This window comes from Streptococcus sp. 263_SSPC (assembly GCF_001071995.1).
GTDB lineage: Bacteria > Bacillota > Bacilli > Lactobacillales > Aerococcaceae > Granulicatella.
Genome location: NZ_JVNU01000011.1, coordinates 1 through 21,153, shown reverse-complemented (window position 1 = coordinate 21,153; position 21,153 = coordinate 1). Strand labels below are relative to the sequence as shown.

The window sequence follows — 21,153 nt, the reverse complement described above, 5'->3', positions numbered from 1 at the left end:
ACTTTTTTTGTGGAATTTTTTTTGATTTTAGGTTCATTTTAGTTTTAAGGAGTACTCTCTTATTAAGGAAGACGCCCAAAGAAAGAAGCGATTTTCTTTCAATAGAACAGTGTTTTGATACAATAAGGAAAAGAGGGATACAATCATGACAGTTTTAACTAAAATTAGACCAAAAGAACCATTAAAAACTTTAAAGTGGTATGACATCCTCATCGTCACGATTATCATGTTCGGTGAGTTTATCATCCGATCCACACAACAATTTCTACAAAGCTTACAACCAGTGACGGAAGTGGTCCAACCGTATACGGAAACGACAACGTCCTATAGCGACGGGGCAGTGTATTCGAGTAACTTTACCTTACAGGTGATTTTACTAGCGATTGCACTCTTGTACTTAGTCATCCGTCATTACGACTTCAAGCAGTTGAAGATTCGTTTTCACTGGTCCGTACTCATCTGGGTACCGTTATTATTCACGATTGTCGGACTCTTTGGCGACGTTGTAACAACTCTGAGCGGTGAATACAACTACTTCGACCCAGCGCTCGTTCCGTTCATGAACCCACAGGAAATCATCAATAAGTTCTTAGCGTTATCTCCAATGGCCATCGCTTATGGGCTATTAAATGGATTCTACGAAGAGTTCTTCTTCCTTGGATTAATGACATCGGTGAAGGAAGAACATCAGTGGAAGGCTTTAGCATTCTCAACGCTTGTTCGTTTCTCATTTCATACGTATCAAGGAATGTTGTGGGCAATGGTTATCGGAGTCGTGTACGGATTGTTCTACTACTTCATGTACAAGAAAGTGGTCAAAAACTTATTACCATTCTTCCTTATGCACGCATTGGCAGATATGTTTGGTTCAACCTTCATCTATTTGCTCATCGCGTGGGCATACTAAACTGTAGCAAAGCGCATCCTGGACAGGGTGCGTTTTTTCTTATTGAAAAGCTGCAATTACCATATATGGTAATTGCGTGTTGGAGTGGAGTAAAAACAGTGTAAAATCAAGCTTCTTTCTTATGTGTGAGGGGGAGGGTTATGGTATGATAGCGCTAGTGATATCAGTAAAAGCGAGGAGACTTTCAGATGTATTATGTAAAAAATCAACGTAATGGACAAGAAATCTACGATGCAACGACAAACTTAGCCATCGAATATTTCTTATTAAACGAAAAGAAACTCGATGAACCAATTTTGTTATTTTATATTAACGAAAATGCGATTATCATCGGGAAAAACCAAAATACCATTGAAGAAATCAATCAAGATGGTGTAGACAAGCTTGGCGTACAAGTGGTTCGTCGTTTCTCAGGCGGTGGAGCCGTGTATCACGATATGGGAAATATCTGCTTCTGCTTCATTACAGAAGATGACGGCGATAGCTTCCGTGATTTCGGAAAATTCACAGAACCTGTGATTGAAGCTCTTCATAAAATGGGAGCAACAGGGGCAGAGTTACAAGGCCGTAACGACCTTCTCATCGATGGTAAGAAATTCTCTGGAAATGCGATGTATTCAAACAATGGCCGTTTAACAGCGCACGGAACATTAATGCTCGATCTAGATGTGAGCATTTTGCCTCAAATTTTACGTCCAAAACAAGAGAAAATCGCGTCAAAAGGAATCAAGTCCGTTCGTTCACGCGTGACAAATATTAAACCGTACTTAGCGCCTGAATATCAAGACTTAGACATCTTACAATTCCGCGAAGTGCTCTTGAAAAACATCTTCAATGTGGAAGATACATCTACGATTAAAGAGTATGTTCTAACAGATGAAGACTGGGTGCGTGTAGAAGAATTACGCAGCAAGTACTTCAACAACCCAGATTGGAACTACGGAAAAAATCCAAAATTCGAATTCAAACAATCCAAACGTACACCGGCCGGACAAATCGAGTTCAGCTTGAACGTTGAAAAGAATGCCATCAAAGACATTAAAATTAACGGAGACTTCTTCGGTCTTGGTGAAATCAGCGATGTAGAAAAAGCGCTTGTGGGCGTAGGATACAACCGCGAAGACTTAACAAAAGCTTTTGAAGCCATCGACATCCGCCGTTACTTCGGTAATGTGACAGTGGACATCCTAGTAAACCTATTACTAGGGGTCGAAGAATAAAATAGGAAACTCGGCTATAGAGGCCGATGAAGTGGAACCTAGCAGTCATGCTAGGTTCTTTTTTTGCTCTCTCGTATTGTAAAAACGCTGGGGGGAGCAGTATAATAGAGATAAGTTCAGGAATCCGTTTTTAGGGAGAGGGGTTGTTGGAAATGAGTCAAAAAGTTAGAGAAATTGTTACTATAGTATTTGGGTTCATCAGTGGTGCAAATGCCATCTATCAGCTACTATTTCGTCAAGATATCGCGCTGTTTATTGTGAATGCGATAGTTGTTGGTGCTGCCTTTTATTCTTGGTTGAATCGGGATAATCCGGATAAACTCAAAAAATTCAATCGCGCAGGGGTTGTCATCTTTATGGGCATGGTAGCCACTATTGCTTTTATTCTCATCATGAATCATTTCTTTGGGTATGAGCAATGGGAGTCTTGGCAAAAATCCGTCGTTAAAATGACGTTTATCTTTGGCTTAGTGGCAATCATGAATCGATACTTTAAAAAATAATAGTTTAATGGAGGCTTCATATGGCACTTTTACACGTTTCATTCTTTTCAAAAACATTAATGAGAACTATCCCGCTGTCAGTCTACTTGCCTAGCGATGCAGTGGACTTTGATAATCAGTATCTTTCGGAAGGCCCGTACAAAGCGTTGGTGCTACTGCACGGAGTATTGGGCAGTAATCAGGATTGGGTCAATCAAACGCGCATTCTTCGATACGCTAAAGAGAAGAACCTTGCCCTCATCATGCCTTCTGGGGAAAATCATTTCTACGTAGACCAACCGTGGAACTATACGAACTATGGAGAATTTATCGGGGTGGAGCTTCCAGAAATCTCACGCCGAATGTTTCCAATTTCCAGAAAACGGGAAGACTTGGGCATTGCCGGGCTTTCGATGGGTGGATATGGGGCGCTTCGAAATGGCATCAAATATCCAGACACCTTTAGCGTCATTGGGGCGTTCTCTAGCGCGATTAAGAAACAGGCACTTCCACCAGAAGAGATTCCAGAAGCACCGTTCTTTTTAAGAAAAAGCTTTTTGGAGGCGGTCTTTAAAGATGAGGAGACCTTTGTGGCGGAAGGCAATCAGTTGTATCATGCCGTCCAAACAATGGAGCATAAGGATGAGCTCTCGATTTTTATGGCATGTGGCACGGAAGATTGGCTGTTGGAAGACAACCGTAGCTACAGCAGCTTTTTGAAAGAACAAGGAGTGTCACTAACGTATCAAGAACACGCTGGTGGACACGAATGGGATTTCTGGGACTGGGCGATGAAGCAGTTCTTAGACTGGTGGATTCCAGAAGATGCAGATCAAGGCGTGTCTAGCGGGAACGTGAAATCGTAAGACGAGCGCGATATTGTTGCAAGCGTCGGGTTTGAATGGTAGAATATTTTGTATATTAGAGCGATGAACAAGAGGAGTAAAATGACTTTGTTTATGAGAGAGGGAAGACTTGGTGAAACTTCCTAGCAAATTCATTTGAAGGTAGCTTGTGAGCTTACTCTACGAAAAGAAGTAATAGAGTACGGAGACGACACTTCGTTACCAACATCGAGGCGTAATGAATGATTACGCGAATATTAGGTGGTACCACGAATTTAATCGTCCTATGGAGAGTGTCTTCATAGGATTTTTTTATTGGACACAAACAAGATACAAGGAGGAAAATCAATGGCTAAAGAAATGTCATCTAAGTTTCAACCACAAGAAGTTGAAGCTGGTAAATATCAATGGTGGGTTGATTCAGGCGTCTTCCATCCAAACGAAGATCCAAACGCTGAACCTTATTCAATCGTTATCCCGCCACCAAACGTAACAGGGAAATTACACTTAGGACATGCTTGGGACGTAACGTTACAAGACATGATTATCCGTCAAAAACGCATGCAAGGGTTCGACACTTTATGGTTACCAGGGATGGACCATGCGGGGATTGCAACTCAAGCAAAAGTAGAAGAAAAATTACGCGGTGAAGGCTTATCTCGTTATGACCTTGGCCGTGAGAAGTTCCTTGAACAAACATGGGAATGGAAGGAAGAATATGCCAGCCATATCCGTGAACAATGGGCAAAAATGGGAATTTCTGTAGACTACCGCAGAGAGCGTTTCACATTAGATAAAGGGTTATCTGACGCCGTGAAGAAAGTCTTCGTAACGTTATTCGAAAAAGGATTAATCTACCGTGGTGAGTACATCATCAACTGGGACCCTAAAGCCAAAACGTCATTATCCGATATCGAAGTTATCCATAAAGACGTAGAAGGTGCGTTCTATCATATGAACTATCCTCTAGCAGACGGAAGTGGATTCCTAGAAATCGCAACAACTCGTCCAGAAACACTTCTTGGAGATACAGCTGTTGCAGTTCACCCAGACGACGAACGTTACCAAGCGCTTATCGGGAAAACAGTGATCTTGCCGTTAGTAAACCGTGAGATTCCAATCATCGCTGACGAATACGTTGAGCAAGATTTCGGAACAGGGGTTGTAAAAATTACTCCAGCACATGACCCGAACGACTTTGAAGTGGGGAACCGTCATAACTTACCTCGTATTAACGTGATGAACGATGATGCGACAATGAACGAGTTAGCTGGTAAATACGAAGGCATGGACCGCTTTGCTGCGCGTAAAGCCATCGTGAAAGATTTAGAAGAAGCTGGCCTTCTTGTGAAAATCGAAAAACATTTACACAGCGTTGGTCACTCAGAACGTACAGATGTCGTGGTTGAACCACGCCTTTCAAAACAATGGTTCGTAAAAATGGGACCTTTGGCAGAGCAAGCCATCAATGCGCAACGTGAAGAAGGCGACAACACAGTAAACTTCTATCCACCACGTTTCAATGATGCGTACTTACGTTGGATGGAAAACATTCACGACTGGGTAATTTCACGTCAATTATGGTGGGGACATCAAATTCCAGCTTGGTATCATAAAGAAACAGGCGAAGTATACGTAGGCATGGAAGCACCAAGCGATATCGAAAACTGGACACAAGATCCAGACGTATTAGATACTTGGTTCTCATCTGCGTTATGGCCATTTTCAACAATGGGTTGGCCGGACGAAGATGCAGCCGACTACAAACGTTACTATCCAACAAACACACTTGTAACAGGGTACGACATCCTTACTTTCTGGGTAAGCCGTATGATGTTCCAAGGATTAGAATTTACAGGTAAACGTCCATTCAAGAACGTTCTAATTCACGGATTGATTCGTGATAGCCAAGGACGTAAGATGAGTAAGTCTCTTGGAAACGGGGTTGACCCAATGGAAGTCATCGAGCAATATGGTGCCGATGCGCTTCGTTGGTTCTTAGCAAACGGTTCTGCTCCAGGGCAAGACGTTCGTTACTCAACAGACAAGATGGATGCTGCATGGAACTTCATCAACAAGATTTGGAACGCAAGCCGTTACGCATTAATGAACGTGGGCGACTTAACTGTGGACCAAGTGGATATTACTGGTGAGAAAACTCTTGCGGATAAATGGATTTTAACACGCTTAAATCAAACGATTGGCAAAGTGACAGAACTCTTCGAGAAATTCGAATTCGGTGAAGCAGGACGTCTCCTATATCGCTTCATCTGGGATGATTTCTGTGACTGGTATATCGAAATGTCGAAAGAAACATTAGCAGGGGACGACGAAGCTGCGAAATTAACAACACGTAGCATTCTTGTATATGTATTAGACAACACATTACGTCTATTACACCCAATCATGCCTTTCGTGACAGAAGAAATCTGGCAATCTGTTCCTCACGTTGGGGAATCATTAGTGGTGGCAACTTACCCAACGGTTCACCCAGAACAAATGGACGAACAAGCAGCCGAAGAAATGGAATTCTTAATGGACTTCATCCGTTCAGTACGTACGGTTCGTAACGAAATGAACACACCATTATCAAAACCAATTAACATCATTGCGAAAGTGAGCGACGCTGCGCACTACGCAATCTTGAAAGAAAACGAATCTTACATTGCACGCTTCTCAAATCCAGAAGAATTCGTGTATGGTGAAGACGTTGAAGCGCCATCTGATGCGGTAACTTCTGTTATCACAGGTGCTGAAATTTACTTACCATTAGCAGGGTTAATCAACATCGAAGACGAAATCGCTCGTCTTGAAAAAGAAGCAGAGAAATTGCAACAAGAAGTGGATCGTGTCGAAAAGAAATTATCGAACGAGAAATTTGTGGCAAAAGCTCCTGCTGCAGTTGTTGAAGCTGAACGTGCAAAAGGTGCGGACTATCAAGCACAACGCGAAGCAGTGTTAGAACGTATCGCAACATTGAAGAAAATCTAATCCGTTTTAACGGCGGGGAGAGCGTATGAAGTGTCATGCGCTCTCTTTTGTATGTTCCGGCGAGTCATTTTCTGTTATGATAAATGAGGAAAACAGGAGGTGAGTGAATGATTCAAGAGTGGTTAAAAAAGAGCGAGGGTATTCCGCGTAAACATGGATTGTACCGCATGGAGGCTATCCTAGAAACGCTTGGAAATCCAGAACGTGAATTGAAGAGTATTCATATTGCGGGAACGAATGGAAAAGGGTCCACTGCAGCGATGGTGACGTCCTTTGCAAAAGCGCATGGATTGCGAGTAGGGACATTCACTTCACCGCATATGGACAGTATCAGGGAACGCATTCAGCTAGACGGAGTGCCCCTAGGGGAGGAGCCGTTCTGGCAAGCAGCATCAGTCGTAAGAGAAGTGGAGAGCCGCTTATTCGAAGAGTGGGGATCCTTTAACTATTTCGAGATTTTAACGGCGATGATGTTTGTCGTCTTTCAACAGGAAGCCGTCGACCTTGCGATTATTGAGGTCGGGATTGGAGGTCTTCTCGATAATACGAATGTTGGCCATCCACTTGTCAGTGTCATTACGACGATTGGGTTAGACCATCAAGACTTACTCGGAAGTACGTTGGAAGAAATTACGGCGCAAAAAGCAGGGATTATTAAGGCTGGGCAGCAAGTGGTCGTCGGGCCAGTAACGCGTGAATGTATGGATGTGATACGTAGTACCGCTAGTCAACAAGGTGCAACTGTTCAGGCGTTTGGAGAGGATTTCTCACTAGTAGAAGATTCGTATCAAGATAACGAGTTAACGATTTCGCTGGAGCATTTAGCACTTAAAGGAGCCTTTCAAAAGGAGAATGCGACCGTTGCGATTCGAGCATTTCGCTCTTGGATGGAAGCTACGGGTAGAAGTGTGCAGGCCGAATTCATCGAGGTGGCCCTACGAGTTGTTTCCTGGCCAGGACGCATGGAAGTGTTGCAAGAAACCCCGCTTGTGATGATTGACGGAGCCCATAATTTACCGGCTATCGAGCGACTCGTACAAAATATGACGGGTCGCATTGGCAAGAAGCAGACGCTGTTATTTAGCGCGCTTACTCGAAAAGATAGTCAACAAATGCTTGCAAGGTTGCAGGAAGCTCTTCCCGATGTGAATATTATCTTAACGAGTTTCCATCCTTCAAGAGGACTGTCGATTTCAAGAAGTGACGTGGAAGCGTACTTGGATTCTCCCAAGGTTTCCTATGAAGAAAGCTTTGAAGAAGTTATCGACCGTTTCGCCAGTTCAACAGACGACGAGAGCGAATTATGGGTGACAGGCTCATTGTATTTTATCGCCGAAGTTCGACATTGGTGGAAGAACCGTAAGCCCAAAGAAGAATAGACATCGTAACTCTTTGTAGAGAAAACAAAGAGGAAGTGTCACAATGATTGAATCAAAATTATTAGAAGTGCCTTTAAGCGCCATGCCACGAGAACGCCTCGAACGGTATGGCGCTAAAGTGCTTGAAACGCATGAATTACTCGCGATATTACTACGCACGGGGTCCAAGGATTTAAACGTCCTGCAGCTAGCGGTCGTAGTCTTAAACACCTTCGAGGATTTGCATTCACTGAAGATGGCGAGTCTGGACGAACTCATGCATATTAACGGAATCGGTCGCACCAAGGCGATTGAACTAAAGGCAGCGATGGAACTGGGTGTGCGCTTAAGTAATGCCGCTCAAATGAAACTCGGGAAGATTACATCCTCCAAGATGGCCGGCCAGTGGATTGTGCAGGAGTTGAAGGATGCTTATCAAGAACATCTCGTCGCCTTGTATTTGAACACAAAAAACGAAATCATCAAGAAGAAAATGATTTTCATCGGTGGGTTGAATAGTGCAGTCGCGCATCCACGCGAAATCTTCCGAGAGGCAGTACGGTTTTCGGCAGCGCGCGTCATTATTGGACATAACCACCCAAGCGGTAACCCCGAGCCCTCGCAAGCGGATATCGATTTTACGCGTCGCTTGATGGAGTGCGGGGAACTCATGGGCATCGAGCTTCTGGATCATTTTGTCGTCGGAGGAGAGGAGTATATTTCTTTAAAAGAATTCGGGGCTTTTTAAAAACGATTCAAAAGAATGTGAGAAGTTGAATTTTGAAAAAGATGAAAGCAGATTGTTTTCGATTTTCACGAAAAATATTATTGAAAATTAACGAAACGATTCGGAAAAAACGCACAAAACGGCATTTGTTCCACTTAATTCTCAGTGAAATCGGAAATACTCTTGTAAATTTGTCTGTGAGATGTTATACTTATGATGTGTTTTTGTTAGGTATAGAAATTGTGTAAGGTATTACTCCTTTCGAACCATTAGCAAGAATATGAATAACAAGTGCTATGGCACAAGGAGGAAATGTTCATGGAACAAGGTACAGTAAAATGGTTTAACTCAGAAAAAGGTTTTGGGTTTATCGAACGTGAAGGTGGAAACGATGTATTCGTACACTTCTCAGCAATCCAATCAGAAGGATTCAAAACATTAGAAGAAGGACAAGCAGTTCAATTCGATGTTGAAGAAGGCGCTCGTGGACCACAAGCAGCTAACGTAGTTAAACTATAATTTAACTTAAACTTTGATGCCACCGGTTTTCCGGTGGTTTTTTTGTGCGCAAAAACAGAAGAGTCGAAGCCTAAAATGTACAAATTTGGCCATGTCCATATATGGCCTTTTTGTCCTCCCCCTCCCAAGAATTTCTTTTTATTCTTGCATTTTTTTATTTCGTAAATTCATTCCAATGTTTTGGTGATTTTTTGTCAAAAGCTACCCCAGCTGGAATGGGAGACACAATAAGCGTATCGACTGTTGAAAAACGAAGAGCCTTCGGATTCTATAGGAATAACAATAGCGGTCATAATCGATGTGAATTACTGACTCTGGAAATTTATTTTCTAGAGTCAGTTTGAAGCTCGATAGGAAACGAGACCTAGGCTCGTTCCGGTATAGCTATTGTTGTTCCTATGAAGATATCCGAATGTGCTCGTAGTTTTTCGAAACAGCATAACCCCCCTCATTGTTTCTGCCATTCCAGCCGAAGGCTCACCAGTTTTTTACACAAAAAATATCACCAAAATATTACAGAAAACGTTTTAATGTTACGAAATAAAAAAGTTTCCTAAAAATCTATAAAATACAAGAATAAAAAGCTAAATTCTGCTATACTAGAATAGAATTCTTACAGCCAAGTCTGTAGAAGAATTATCTAAGGAGGAAACAGTGTGGTTGCATTAAATTTTAAAGCACAAAATATCGGAATTGACTTAGGCACAGCTAACACGATTGTTTATCTAGAAGATGAGGGAATCGTCACACGTGAACCTTCCGTTGTTGCAAAAAATATCGTTACAGAAGAAATTATCGCAGTAGGAAAATCTGCATTTGAAATGATTGGTAGAACACCAGAAAATATCGTAGCTTTACGCCCAATGAAAGATGGCGTAATCGCTGACTACAATACAACGACAGCAATGTTGAAATACTTCATTCAGTCGATTGTGGGCCGCTCATTCTTTAAACCAGTGGTCATTATTTGTGTGCCAAGTGGCATTACAGACGTTGAAAAGAGAGCCGTTTTAGACGCGACAAAATATGCAGGAGCTAAAGAAGCGTACGTGGTTGAAGAACCATTCGCGGCGGCTGTGGGGGCAGGACTCCCTGTTACAGACCCAACTGGAAGCATGATTGTCGATATCGGTGGCGGTACGACAGACGTGGCGACGATTTCGCTTGGTGGAATCGTGAATAGCCGCTCGATTCGTGTCGGAGGAGACGAGTTAAACGAGTCTATCGTGCAGCACGTTCGTAAGACATACAATTTATTAATTGGAGAACGTACGGCTGAAGAATTAAAAATTACGCTTGGTTCAGCTTCTATTGAAAAAGCACAAGGAAGCATGCAAGTACGTGGTCGTGACATGGTTACAGGATTACCACGTGTTGTTGAAGTGCCTGCAAAAGAAATTGCAGTTGCGATGAGTGAAATCATTCATCAAATTTTAGACGCAGTAAAAGATGTATTGGAACAAACACCGCCAGAAATTTCTGCGGACGTTATTGATCATGGAATCGTGTTAACAGGTGGAGGCGCAATGCTTCGTCACCTTGCTGAGATGATTTCGAAGGAAACGCAAGTACCAGCCTTTGTGGCCAACGATCCACTTGATTGTGTGGCACTAGGAACAGGTGCGATTTTAGCAAATCCATCATTAATGAAAAAATAGAGTCCGTTGAAAAATAAAAAAAGAGGAGTGAGGATGTGAATCCAATTTTTTCAAATAAGAAACTAATTGGTTGGGTAATTGGAATTATCATGGCTTTAGCATTAATCATGTATTCCATTACTTACGGCAGTAATATCGTGACTCAAGGTGTTAATGATGTAACCAATATTCTTGGAAGATTAGTCTCTTATCCAGCAAATAGTATTAATGATTTTATCGATAGTGTGAGTGATCTATCAAATACGTATCAAGAAAATCAATCATTAAAGCAAAAAATCGATACCATTCATGAATTAGAAGTTCAATTGAGTGAGTTAAAACGTGATAACCAAAAAATGAAGGAAACGCTCAAGTTGCAAGATACGCTGAACGATTATACGTTAGTGAATGCGACGGTAATTGCGCGTAATCCAGATACATGGCGTGATGTCATTACGATTAACAAAGGATCAAATGATGGCATCCAACCACAAATGTCTGTTATGAGTGATAACGGGCTTGTAGGGAAAGTCATGGACGTGAATCCAACGAGTGCACGTGTAGCACTATTATCGAATGCCGATAATACATTAGTGCGTGTGGCGGCGATGATTCAAAACGAAAAAGAACCAATCTACGGAACAATCACTGGCTATGACGATAAAACGAATATGTTAGTGATGAGCCAAATTCAAGCAACGCAAGATATCAAAGTCGGGGATAAAGTCGTGACAAGTGGTCTCGGCGGTATTTCTCCAAACTCACTGTATATCGGTACAGTTGAAGAAGTGGCGATGGACCGTTTTGGCTTGTATAAAGAAGTGAAAATTCGTCCAGCAGCGGATACGAATGACGTTCGTTATGTGACAGTTGTTATTCGTACAAGCGAAAGCGAGGGACAATAATGCGCATCTCAAAAAGAGTTTACTGGGTGTTATTTGTTTATATTCTTGCTTTCTTAGCCGATGGAGTGTTAACGAATCATTTTTCAAAATTGTTTCTCTTCTCCGGCTATAGCTTAACGCCTCGAATGATTGTTATCGCAGTCGTGTTGTTAAACTTCATGATTGATCAAAAGTCGATGTTCTGGTTTACAGTTGTTGCAGGATTTTTAGTGGACAGTTACTACTCAGGCGTCCTTGGTGTTTATATGGCGCTGTTTGCAGTGATTGTACGAATCATTAATTTGGTTCGCTCTAACATCCTTCAAAATCCATTTACATTAGGGCTAGCGCTAGTGTTTTTCTTAAGCTTCACTGAAGTCTCTGTTTACTTCGTGTATGCCTTACGAGGAGTCGGAAGAATGGATTGGAACGAGTTCTTAGTAGTAAGACTCGGGGCAACCTTAATGTTAAACATCGTGATTTACTATATTTTATATCTCCCGCTTCGCAATTTTGCTAGATGGGTGAACTCAACTCCGGTCGTAAGTCCACATGACTTAATGAACCATCGTAGAGCATAATTTGAGAAAGGTTTGGCTGTTTGTGGCCAAGCCTTTTTGATTGCACGTTAATAGTACTGACAACGGCGATAGATATGGTATAATAAAGAGGATTAGTGTCAAGAGAAAGAGGAATTGAATGAAGAGAGCAACATTTTTAAAAGCAAGTCTAATCTCGAAGGGTATCATTGCGACCTGTGCGATTGTCGGTTTTCTAATGCAGATGACGCTTCACGGCTGGCATGGACTTCGTTACTACACGAATCAATCGAATCTACTCGTTGGATTGTTTATGGTGTACTTGCTATTGAAATACCGCAAAGACGGCCATTGGAGTAAGATGGACCTTCGATTGAAGGGTGGCGTTACGGTTGCGATTCTTCTAACGGGGCTGGTATATCACTTTATGTTAGCACCACAAAAGACAGCCGAAGAGTTCTGGACGATTGAGAATTTCCTATCGCACTATATTGTGCCGTTTGGAACCTTGCTCGATTGCATCGTCTTTGATAAAGGACATTGCTACAAGTGGTATGATCCATTTACGTGGACGCTATTGCCGCTGGTCTATGCGATTGTATCTGTGGCGATTGCACTCATCACACGTATTCCGATTGGAAATAACAAAGATGGCCCATTCCCATATTTCTTCTTGAATGTGGATAAATATGGATTTGTCGGTGTCTTGCAATATTGCTTAGGATTAGCCGTAGCCTTTTTAATCGGCTCGTATATTCTTTTCGTATTTAAAAATGGATTCAAAACAAAGGAACGTTTATAAGAGAGGAGACTTTCATGGTTCGAGATATTGGAATCGACTTAGGAACAGCGAATATTTTAGTGTTCTTAAAAGATCGTGGAATTATTTTAAATGAACCGTCACTCGTTGCGCTAGATGAGCGTAATGGCGACGTGATTGCAGTCGGTGAACGTGCGTATCAAATGGTGGGCCGTACACCTAAAGAAATCAATGTGCACCATCCATTAAAAGGTGGGGTAATTGCGGATATCGCGGTTACTGAGCAATTGCTTGAATTGTTCATGCAAAAATTAAACTTAAATAGTTGGTTCTCTAAACCAGATATTTTGATTTGCACACCAACAAATATTACGACAGTCGAGCAAAAAGCGATTATCCAAGCAGCGATTAAATGCGGTGGACGTAATATTTACTTAGAGGAAGAACCAAAAGTGGCCGCAGTCGGCGTTGGACTCGATATCTTCTCTCCAATTGGAAACATGGTCATCGATATCGGTGGCGGAACAAGTGATATTGCCGTTCTTTCAATGGGGTCAACAGTCACAAGCCGTTCGATTAAATTGGCTGGCGACAATATGGACTTTGCTATTTCGGAATATATTAAAGACAAATATCAACTCATTATCGGAGACCGTACCGCTGAAGCCATCAAGATGAATCTCGGTAGTGCGATTGAAGTGGAAAACGAGTCGGATATGATTGTTAAAGGTCGCGATATGACGACTGGTTTGCCGAAGACGGTAACGATTTATACAAATGAAATTTATCATTGCTTAAAAGAAATGCTCGATACGATTGGCGAAGAAGCTAGACTCGTACTCGAAGCAACTCCACCAGAACTCGCAGGCGATATTATCGAACGCGGCGTGATGGTGACAGGGGGCGGAGCGCTCATCCAAGGAATCGACCGTATGCTTTCAGAGAAGCTACAAGTTCCTGTGATGGTGGCGGAGAACCCGCTTCAAAGTGTTGCGATTGGAACAGGAATCTTATTAAACCGCATTAAAGCAGATCGAGGTATTTTCTCAGGACTCAGAAGACTCTTCAGTTCTAAGAAAGTCGTAATGAACCCAACTGCGAATATGATTGATGATGAAAGGAAAGAAGAAGCATGAAGCAAGAATTGAAAAATAGTGGTCACTTATTATTGACGGCGCTACTCCGTGTCTTAATCTTCGTGATTATCGCAGTCATCTTATTTGCACTTGGCTTAATGGTTGGTTATGCCGTTCTTGGTGAAGGTCACAACCCATTTGATATTTTCTCAAAAGAAGTATGGGACAAGATTTTCAACTTTATTAACTAACAAGCAGATAGATTGACCTTTGTTGACTATTAAAGTAGACTATAACAAAAGCAGAATATGGAGGAAATGCTATGAATTTAATTCCAACAGTTATCGAGCAGTCTTCACGCGGAGAACGTGCTTATGACATTTACTCACGTTTATTAAAAGACCGTATTATCATGGTGAGCGGACCGGTTCACGACGATATGGCGAATGCGATCATCGCGCAATTACTATTCTTAGATGCACAAGATCCTGAGAAAGACATTTACATGTATATTAACTCTCCAGGAGGAAGCGTAACAGCTGGTTTAGCCATCTACGATACTATGAACTTCATTAAAGCGGACGTTCAAACAATCGCGATGGGGCTAGCAGCGTCAATGGGTTCATTCCTATTAACAGCTGGTGCGAAAGGCAAACGTTTCGCATTACCAAACGCTGAAATCTTAATCCACCAACCTTTAGGCGGAGCACAAGGGCAAGCGACAGAAATCGAAATTGCAGCACGTCAAATCTTGAAAACACGTGAACGTTTAAATAAAATCTTGGCAAAACAAACAGGCCAAAAATTATCACGTATCGAAAAAGATACAGACCGTGATAACTACATGACAGCACAAGAAGCGTTAGAATATGGCTTAATCGATGCCATCATGGAAAGCTCAAAAGAAATGAAATAACAGAAAGTGCAGAAGAACTAATAGTTCTTCTGCTTTTTTTTCGCCGTATATCTTCCTTTTTAGTCGTGAAAGCGGTACAATAGACACATACGACTTTGTTAGAAGGTAAAAGGGGAAAAGGTTATGACAACAGAAGGAAATCCATTAAATAATGCTCGTGTGGCATATGAATATTACGAATTACCAGGGGAATTAGTAGATATTCAACCTTTAGGAAATGGATTAATTAATAAAACCTATCAAATTACACATACACATGAAAATGAAGAAAAACAATATGTATTACAAGCCATCAACCATGATATTTTTCCAAACGTACGTGGATTAATGGAAAATATCGAGAAGATAACCACATATCTTCGTGAAAAATACGAAGCAGAAGGGCGCGACGCTTCTCGTGAAACACTCCGTGTCATCCGCACTAAAGATGGCCATTTAACAGCGAACTTGGATAACGGAACTTACTGGCGTATTTATGATTCAGTGAAAAATAGCTATTCATTAGATAAAGTAGAAAGTCCAGAACAGTTTTATATCACAGCGAAAGCATTCGGTCGTTTTGCTTATGACTTAAACGACTTTGATGCAAGCCAATTAGTAGAAGTGATTCCACAATTTCACGATACACGTAATCGTTACAGACAGTTGGAAGAAGCGATTAGAGAAGATCGCGTGGGCCGTGTGAAAGAGGTGCAAGAAGAGATTGCATTTATCCAAAACCGTAAAGCGGACTGCTTCTTACTCTATGATTTACTTGACGAAGGTGTATTGCCGCTTCGAGTAACGCATAATGATACAAAATTAAACAACATCATGTTCGATAGCGAAACGAAAGAACCGCTTTGCATCGTGGACCTTGATACCGTAATGCCGGGATTAGTGTTATTTGATTTTGGTGATTCGATTCGTTTTGGTGCTAATGATTGTGCCGAAGACGAATCCGATTTAACAAAAGTGAACTTCGATTTTGACTTATACGAAACATACGTGAAAGGCTTTATCGAAGGAACAAACGGCATCTTGACGGAAGCTGAACTCGAATACTTACCTTGGGGTGCTCGCGTGATTACGCTAGAGCAAGGCATTCGTTTCTTGACGGACTACATCAACGGGGACGTTTACTATCAAACGACTCGTCCAGGACAAAACTTGGACCGTGCACGTACGCAATTGAAATTAGTACAAGATATGGAAAACGTGTGGGATAAGATGGTCGAAGCCGTTCAAAACGCACAAAAATAAAGAATTTCAGACTCTCTGACAGATTTGTCAGGGAGTTTTTTGTAGCTTCTAACACTATATGTTGTAAATTATAACGATTCTAAAACACAACATATTGTGTTTTAGGGGTTGATTTTTATTTTTTGAGTGCTAAAATAAGGACTAGAGTTTAAGGAGGAATCGTGATGAGTGTAGAGACATTAACAGCATTATCGGTCACGAAGAGGGATGGCCGACAAGTCGAATTTCAAAAAGAAAAGATTCAACGTGCAATTGAAAAAGCGGAAATCGGATTGAATGGTGAATTAAGCGACGAGCGGATGGTAGTGCTTGGTCGCATTGTAGAGGATGTCCTCGCGGAGATTTCAAGACGCTTTAACGATACGATTGAGATTTATGAAATTCAAAATATCATTGAACATTTACTGATTGAAGACGGAGAGTCAGACCTTGCACAAGAGTATATTGCTTACCGTGTTGACCGTGATTTACGCCGTAAGAATCAGTTAGATTTCCAATGGGCGCTCTCACGATTAACGAATAAAGAGGCGAGCGTCGTCAACGAGAACGCGAATAAAGATAGTAAAGTATTTAATACGCAGCGCGACTTAACGGCTGGAACGGTCGGGAAAATTATCGGCTTGAAGATGCTTCCGCCGCACATGGCTAATGCGCATTTGAAGGGCGACATCCATTATCACGACTTGGATTATCATCCATATATGCCGCTCACGAACTGTTGCTTGATTGACTTCGAGCACATGTTAGGGCTCGGTTTTAAAATCGGAAATGCGGAAGTGGAGTCTCCTAAATCGATTCAAACCGCAACGGCACAAATGGCGCAAATTATTGCGAATGTGGCAAGCAGTCAGTATGGTGGGTGCTCTGCTAACCGTGTGGATGAGTTACTAGCACCCTATGCAGCCAAGAATTACGAAAAGCATTTAGCAGATGCAAAAGTCTGGATTGAAGGAGAAGACCGTCAAGAAGCATACGCGATGAAGAAGACGGAAAAAGATATTTATGATGCGATGCAATCCTTAGAATATGAAATCAACACGCTCTATACATCCCAAGGACAAACACCATTTACCACACTTGGATTTGGACTCGGAACGAATCACTTTGAACGTTGTATTCAAAAGGCCATCTTGCAAGTGCGCATGGAAGGGATTGGTAAAGAAAAACGGACTGCGATTTTCCCGAAACTCGTTTTCACATTGAAACGTGGCGTGAATTTGGAAGCCAATGATCCAAACTATGACGTGAAGCAATTGGCGTTGGAATGTGCGACAAAACGCATGTATCCAGACGTATTAAGCTATGAACAAATCGTTCGTCTAACAGGAAGTTTCAAAGTGCCGATGGGATGCCGTTCGTTCTTACAAGGATGGAAGGACGAAAACGGCCAAGAAGTGAACGACGGCCGAATGAACTTAGGGGTTGTGACTCTTAATATTCCTCGGATTGCGCTTGAAGCAGATGGATCTCTTCAAAAGTTTTGGGAGATTTTTGAGGAAAAACTCGCGATTTGTAAAGATGCACTCGTCTACCGTGTGGAACGTTGTAAGGAAGCCACTCGCGACAATGCGCCAGTCTTGTATCATTACGGGGCGTTTGGTCAACGATTGAAGGATGGCGAAGAAGTCGACGTCCTCTTTAGAAACAAACGTGCGACGGTTTCTCTTGGCTATATCGGTCTCTATGAAGCAGCGACGGCCTTCTTTGGTCCAGCTTGGGAAACGAATCCGGAAGCCAAGGCCTTTACTTTAGAAATCGTGAAGGCGTTGAAGGCTCATACCGATGCATGGGGTGACGAGTATGGCTATCATTTCAGCGTTTATGCGACTCCTAGTGAAAGTTTGACCGACCGTTTCTGTAAGCTCGATATCGAAAAATTCGGTCTCGTGCCAGATATTACCGAGAAGGAATACTACACGAATAGTTTCCACTACGATGTGCGCAAAAATCCAACGCCATTTGAAAAGATTGAGTTCGAAAAAGATTATCCTGTGTATTCTTCAGGTGGATTCATCCATTACTGTGAATATCCAGTGCTTCGTCAAAATCCAAAAGCGTTAGAAGCTGTGTGGGATTTTGCCTATGACAAAGTCGGATACCTTGGAACGAACACACCAATCGACCACTGCTATAAGTGTGGTTTTGATGGCGAATTTACTCCAACGGCTAAAGGGTTCGAATGTCCACAGTGTAAGAACCATGATCCTCAAACGTGTGATGTGGTGAAAAGAACTTGTGGTTATCTTGGTAATCCGCAAGCACGTCCAATGGTGCATGGTCGTCACGTGGAGATTTCTTCGCGTGTGAAACATATGCCAAAACTCAAGGAACGCTATGCGCTTGGGGTGACAGAGGATGAATAACCCGAAGCCAAAAGAATGGACCAGCCAGCAGTATTCCCAAGGGAAGATTGCGAGCTATAAATCGTATAATTTTGTCGATGGGGAAGGGGTACGCTGCTCGCTGTATGTGAGCGGCTGCCTTTTTGCCTGTGAAGGGTGTTATAACGTTATCGCGCAAAATTTTAATTACGGTATTCCGTATACGAAAGAACTCGAAGCACAAATCGTTGAAGATGTGGGCGCTTCGTATTGTCAGGGTTTAACACTTCTTGGAGGCGAGCCGTTTTTAAATACGGGTGTCTGCCTTTCTCTAGTAAAGGCACTCAGACAAGCATACGGGCACACCAAAGACGTGTGGTCGTGGACTGGATATACATGGGAAGAATTGATGCAAGAAACAGAGGATAAGCTGGAATTACTCCGCTTGATTGATATTTTAGTTGATGGACGATTTGAACTTGCCAAGAAGGATTTGACCTTGCAGTTTCGCGGCTCTAGCAACCAACGCATTATCGATGTGCAGGCGTCTCTTGAATCTGGGGAAGTCATTTTATGGAAAGGCCTCTGGGAATCATAAGAAACGATAAAATTTCTGACAAATGGTCATTATTTTGATAAAATGAAGGAATGAAATACGTTAAAGGAGACGACAATGGCGATTACAGGACTTGGAATGGATGCAGTGGAACTTTCACGCATTGAAAAAATCGTGGCAGAACCGAAAACTTTTTTACAAAAAGTGCTGACTCCAGAAGAACTAGAGAAATATAATAGTCTTCCAACGAAGCGAAAAGTGGAGTTTCTCGCAGGACGTTTTGCGGCCAAGGAAGCCTACGCAAAAGCATTGGGAACGGGAATTGGACAATACGTGTCTTTCCAAGATATCGAAGTCTTAAATGATGCGTCTGGAAAACCAGTCCTTGTGTGCAAACGGTACGCCCACAAAACATGGGTCACCATTACGCATACGAATCATGATGCATATGCCGTCGTCGTATTAGAATCCAACGAATAAAAGGAATGAACCAATGATGTTAGAAGCAATCCATCGAAATACACGAGTGGTAGTGGATTTATCGATTGTAAAACAAAATATTAAAAAGCAGAAGGAAAAACTGAGCCCTTCTCAAGAACTCTATGCAGTGGTGAAAGCCAACGCGTACGGACATGGGATGATTCCAGTGGCAAAAGCAGCCGTAGAAGCTGGCGCAACAGGTTTCTGTGTAGCGAATGTGGATGAGGGACTAGGCTTACGTCAGGCTGGATTTACACAACCAATTTTAATTCTAGGACTTAGCCGCGTTGAAGATGCCGCACTTCTAGCAGAAAATAAGATTACTGCGAGTGTCGATTCAGTGGCATGGCTGAAAGAAGCCGTGCAGTATTTAAACGATACACCGTTAAAAGTGCATATTGCCGTGGACTCTGGAATGGGACGTATCGGCGTAGTGGACGAGGAAGAATTAGCTTCAGTTGAAGCGGTACTACAAAATGGCCCGTTTGAATTCGAAGGCATTTTCACGCATTTTGCGACTGCCGATGAAGCAGATACGACACAGTTGACCAAACAAATCGAGAAGTTCCACCGTCTTGTCGATGAATTAAGCGTCAAACCAGCACATGTGCATTACTCGAACTCCGCTTATGCGCTTTGGCATGGAGCAGGAGATAGTGCCATTGTTCGATATGGGATTGGAATTTACGGAATTAATCCTTCCAATGGAGACTTAGCGCTGAAAGACGAGTCATCTTTAACGCCAGCGCTTCGTTGGGAAACGGAAATGGTGAAAGTGAAGAAGCTGGAAGCAGGAGATACGGTGAGCTACGGTGCGACATACACTGCAGACGAACCGCAATGGGTAGCGACACTTCCAGTTGGTTATGCGGATGGATTTATCCGTGCCTACAATAAAGGGGATGTCTTAGTGGACGGCGTTCGTTGTCCAATTGTTGGACGTATCTGCATGGATCAGTGCATGATTCGCTTACCGCATGAATTTCCAGTAGGCACAACGGTGACGCTCCTTGGAAAAGATGGAGACGAAGAAATTACCGCGATTGAATTAGCGAAGCGTTCAGAGACGATTGCCTATGAAGTGCTTTGCATCATTTCAGACCGCGTGAAACGGGTGTATATAAATGATTGATAAGATTGTAAGAGGCGATGTGTGTCTTGCGGACTTATCGCCAGTTGTCGGAAGTGAGCAAGGGGGAAAACGCCCTGTCCTCATCGTGCAAAATGATGTAGGAAATCACTTTAGCACAACGGTCATTGTAGCGGCGATTACCGCCAAACATACAAAGGCTAATATTCCAACGCATATTGAAATCAAAAAAGACCAATTCGGTTTCGAACGTGACTCTGTCGTCTTACTAGAGCAATTACGAACGATTGATAAAGTGCGTATTCTTGAAAAGATTACGACCGTCGATAGTGACTTTATGAAAATCATTGATGCAGGACTCAAAGTGAGTCTGGGGTTAGAATAAAAACAGTCCTCTAATAAAAAGGGACTGACCCCAAAAAGTGAGAATTTAATAAAAACACCCTAGGGCTACCGTCTCCGGTATTCAACCGGAGACAGGTAGTCCAATTTTTGTTGGATTCTATTTTCATTATAATATTTGATGTAATTTTCTACAATTTGAATTACAATAGAAGATGAAGTTATTACTTCATCTTTTATGTAGAAAGCTTCGCACTTTAG

22 protein-coding genes and 1 other annotated feature are annotated in these 21,153 nt (G+C 42.3%); of the genes, 21 read left to right on the top strand and 1 reads right to left on the bottom strand.

Annotation, left to right across the window (positions count from 1 at the left end; genetic code table 11):
• Positions 1-145: 145 nt before the first annotated feature.
• From ADH02_RS00580 to ADH02_RS00480, 21 genes are all read left to right on the top strand, one after another.
• Positions 146-907 carry a CPBP family intramembrane glutamic endopeptidase gene (locus ADH02_RS00580; protein WP_048781711.1) on the top strand — a complete coding sequence of 254 codons (762 nt, stop codon included), beginning with the start codon at positions 146-148 and terminating at the stop codon, positions 905-907.
• A gap of 188 nt (positions 908-1,095) precedes the next feature.
• Entirely contained in the window at positions 1,096-2,127 is a 1,032-nt protein-coding gene (locus ADH02_RS00575) for a lipoate--protein ligase (RefSeq protein WP_048781709.1), read from the top strand.
• A gap of 152 nt (positions 2,128-2,279) precedes the next feature.
• Positions 2,280-2,630 carry a hypothetical protein gene (locus ADH02_RS00570; RefSeq protein ID WP_048781707.1) on the top strand — a complete coding sequence of 117 codons (351 nt, stop codon included), beginning with the start codon at positions 2,280-2,282 and terminating at the stop codon, positions 2,628-2,630.
• Positions 2,631-2,650: 20 nt separating this feature from the next.
• A complete protein-coding gene (locus ADH02_RS00565; protein ID WP_048781703.1) occupies positions 2,651-3,475 on the top strand; it encodes an alpha/beta hydrolase in 825 nt (274 codons plus the stop codon).
• A 54-nt stretch (positions 3,476-3,529) separates the two neighbouring features.
• Positions 3,530-3,744 (top strand) — a binding site (T-box leader).
• Positions 3,745-3,802: 58 nt separating this feature from the next.
• Positions 3,803-6,445, top strand: coding sequence for a valine--tRNA ligase (locus ADH02_RS00560; protein WP_048781702.1), 2,643 nt, complete (start codon positions 3,803-3,805; stop codon positions 6,443-6,445).
• 107 nt (positions 6,446-6,552) lie between these two features.
• Positions 6,553-7,824: a bifunctional folylpolyglutamate synthase/dihydrofolate synthase gene (locus ADH02_RS00555; RefSeq protein ID WP_048781701.1), complete on the top strand. Its 1,272-nt coding sequence runs from the start codon at positions 6,553-6,555 to the stop codon at positions 7,822-7,824.
• A gap of 43 nt (positions 7,825-7,867) precedes the next feature.
• A complete protein-coding gene (gene radC, locus ADH02_RS00550; protein ID WP_048710164.1) occupies positions 7,868-8,551 on the top strand; it encodes a RadC family protein in 684 nt (227 codons plus the stop codon).
• A 297-nt stretch (positions 8,552-8,848) separates the two neighbouring features.
• Positions 8,849-9,049, top strand: coding sequence for a cold-shock protein (locus tag ADH02_RS00545; RefSeq protein ID WP_039849134.1), 201 nt, complete (start codon positions 8,849-8,851; stop codon positions 9,047-9,049).
• A 656-nt stretch (positions 9,050-9,705) separates the two neighbouring features.
• On the top strand, positions 9,706-10,707 hold the full coding sequence (locus tag ADH02_RS00540; RefSeq protein WP_048781700.1) for a rod shape-determining protein: 1,002 nt from the start codon (positions 9,706-9,708) through the stop codon (positions 10,705-10,707).
• 35 nt (positions 10,708-10,742) lie between these two features.
• Entirely contained in the window at positions 10,743-11,591 is an 849-nt protein-coding gene (mreC, locus tag ADH02_RS00535) for a rod shape-determining protein MreC (protein ID WP_048781695.1), read from the top strand.
• 26 nt (positions 11,592-11,617) lie between these two features.
• The gene (mreD, locus tag ADH02_RS00530) at positions 11,618-12,151 is read left to right on the top strand and encodes a rod shape-determining protein MreD (protein WP_239681711.1); all 534 of its coding nucleotides are present in this window, start codon (positions 11,618-11,620) and stop codon (positions 12,149-12,151) included.
• Positions 12,152-12,269: 118 nt separating this feature from the next.
• Positions 12,270-12,911 (top strand): Pr6Pr family membrane protein, encoded by a 642-nt coding sequence (locus tag ADH02_RS00525; RefSeq protein WP_048711568.1) that lies wholly within the window; start codon positions 12,270-12,272, stop codon positions 12,909-12,911.
• A gap of 14 nt (positions 12,912-12,925) precedes the next feature.
• Positions 12,926-14,005 (top strand): rod shape-determining protein, encoded by a 1,080-nt coding sequence (locus tag ADH02_RS00520; protein WP_048781690.1) that lies wholly within the window; start codon positions 12,926-12,928, stop codon positions 14,003-14,005.
• Positions 14,002-14,196: a DNA-directed RNA polymerase subunit beta gene (locus ADH02_RS00515; protein WP_048711572.1), complete on the top strand. Its 195-nt coding sequence runs from the start codon at positions 14,002-14,004 to the stop codon at positions 14,194-14,196. The genes ADH02_RS00520 and ADH02_RS00515 overlap by 4 nt, the downstream gene beginning before the upstream one ends.
• Positions 14,197-14,267: 71 nt before the next feature.
• Positions 14,268-14,861, top strand: coding sequence for an ATP-dependent Clp endopeptidase proteolytic subunit ClpP (clpP, locus tag ADH02_RS00510; protein ID WP_048711574.1), 594 nt, complete (start codon positions 14,268-14,270; stop codon positions 14,859-14,861).
• A 123-nt stretch (positions 14,862-14,984) separates the two neighbouring features.
• A complete protein-coding gene (locus ADH02_RS00505) occupies positions 14,985-16,103 on the top strand; it encodes a phosphotransferase enzyme family protein (protein WP_048781688.1) in 1,119 nt (372 codons plus the stop codon).
• 164 nt (positions 16,104-16,267) lie between these two features.
• Positions 16,268-18,466, top strand: a complete 2,199-nt coding sequence (gene nrdD / locus ADH02_RS00500) for an anaerobic ribonucleoside-triphosphate reductase (protein WP_048781687.1) — start codon at positions 16,268-16,270, stop codon at positions 18,464-18,466.
• Positions 18,459-19,022 (top strand): anaerobic ribonucleoside-triphosphate reductase activating protein, encoded by a 564-nt coding sequence (gene nrdG, locus ADH02_RS00495; RefSeq protein WP_048781686.1) that lies wholly within the window; start codon positions 18,459-18,461, stop codon positions 19,020-19,022. The genes nrdD and nrdG overlap by 8 nt, the downstream gene beginning before the upstream one ends.
• A 75-nt stretch (positions 19,023-19,097) precedes the next feature.
• Entirely contained in the window at positions 19,098-19,460 is a 363-nt protein-coding gene (gene acpS, locus ADH02_RS00490; protein ID WP_048781685.1) for a holo-ACP synthase, read from the top strand.
• Positions 19,461-19,473: 13 nt separating this feature from the next.
• The gene (alr, locus tag ADH02_RS00485; RefSeq protein WP_342585576.1) at positions 19,474-20,592 is read left to right on the top strand and encodes an alanine racemase; all 1,119 of its coding nucleotides are present in this window, start codon (positions 19,474-19,476) and stop codon (positions 20,590-20,592) included.
• Positions 20,585-20,935: a type II toxin-antitoxin system PemK/MazF family toxin gene (locus ADH02_RS00480; protein ID WP_048711934.1), complete on the top strand. Its 351-nt coding sequence runs from the start codon at positions 20,585-20,587 to the stop codon at positions 20,933-20,935. The genes alr and ADH02_RS00480 overlap by 8 nt, the downstream gene beginning before the upstream one ends.
• 65 nt (positions 20,936-21,000) lie before the next feature.
• Here ADH02_RS00480 and ADH02_RS00475 read toward each other — a convergent pair.
• On the bottom strand, positions 21,001-21,153 hold a 153-nt coding region (locus tag ADH02_RS00475; protein WP_048781683.1), incomplete at its 5' end, for an IS3 family transposase.